The following is a 733-nucleotide window of genomic DNA, read 5'->3' as shown; positions in this document are numbered from 1 at the left end:
TATTCGGCTTTGACTCGCTGGCTGGCGTGGATTATTTCTTTGGTATCCCTCACTCATTAACCAAAGATGGCGCTACAGTTTATGTGGCACAAGTTTCTGCGACAAACAGTAGCGAAGCCCGCGGTGAGCAGCTTCTTTCTCAAGTCGAAACCTTACTCGCCGCCACAGGTGCTAGCAAAGTGAACCTCATTGGTCACAGCCATGGTGGCCCAACAGCGCGTTATGTAGCCTCTGTACGCCCTGATTTAGTGGCTTCTGTCACCAGTATCGGCGGAGTGAACAAAGGCTCAAAAGTCGCAGACTTAGTACGCGGCACCGTTCCAGAAGGATCGGGGACAGAACAGTTGGCCGTTAAACTCGCGCAGGGGTTAACCACTCTGATCAATCTGCTTTCAGGTGGTTCAGATCTTGATCAAGATCCACTGGCTTCGTTAGCCGCATTAACGACGGAAGGCTCGCTAGCTTTTAACCAACACTACCCTGAAGGCATTCCAACCAGCGAATGTGGCGACGGTGATTTGCTGGCACCGAACGGAGTGTATTACTACTCATGGACCGGATCATCCACTTTTTCCAACGTTTTCGATCCGACAGACGCAGCCATGATGGTACTCGGCTTGGCATTCGATGGGCCAAACGATGGGCTCGCTGGCGCATGCAGCACTCATTTAGGAAAAGTCATTCGTGATGATTACAAAATGAATCACTTGGACGAAATTAACGGTTTACTCGG

At 50.6% G+C, this 733-nt stretch carries 1 protein-coding gene; it reads left to right on the top strand.

The features are described from left to right. On the top strand, positions 1-733 hold a 733-nt coding region (locus tag R7R24_RS26685; RefSeq protein WP_318120114.1), incomplete at both ends, for a triacylglycerol lipase.

It is taken from the genome of Vibrio sp. 704 (assembly GCF_033339295.1).
Note: the sequence above shows the minus strand (reverse complement) of the source record. Positions and strands in the feature narration are given on the sequence as shown.